A 423-nucleotide genomic window follows, 5' to 3' on the forward strand; every position below is an offset into this window, starting at 1 on the left:
ACGTCATCCTGGCTACTACCGTGCTGCTGTGCGGTATTGGCGCGCTGATGGGATTGTCATCCTCGTCGGTGTACTCCCAGTCCCTGGGTCACGGGCCTTATCACTTTGCGATTCGTCAGATCCTGTTCCTGGTAGTGGGCGCTATCGCGGCAGCCGTGGTGTCGCGGCTCTCGGAGACACATCTGAGGCAACTTGGTGGGTTCGCCTATGCCGTCGTGTGTCTCATGCTCGTTTTGGTGCTGACCTTTTTGGGTTCAGACGCTGGAAAGGGAAACCAGTCATGGCTGTCTCTCGGACCGGTTAGTTTGCAGCCCTCAGAGTTCGCAAAATTCGCCCTGGTGCTCCTTGGGGCGAGTTACATGTCTTCACGACGTGGCGAGATGGCGACTCCGAAGGGCGTGGGGGGTTACCTTGGTCTATATG

1 protein-coding gene is annotated in these 423 nt (G+C 57.7%); it reads left to right on the forward strand.

Annotation, left to right across the window (positions count from 1 at the left end; all coding sequences use genetic code 11):
• Positions 1-423: FtsW/RodA/SpoVE family cell cycle protein (locus KJQ97_RS10105; RefSeq protein ID WP_214120711.1), on the forward strand; the 423-nt coding region annotated here is incomplete at both ends.

The sequence above is a fragment of the Campylobacter sp. 2018MI01 genome (genome assembly GCF_018501205.1).
In the GTDB taxonomy this organism is placed as follows: Bacteria; Campylobacterota; Campylobacteria; order Campylobacterales; family Campylobacteraceae; genus Campylobacter_E.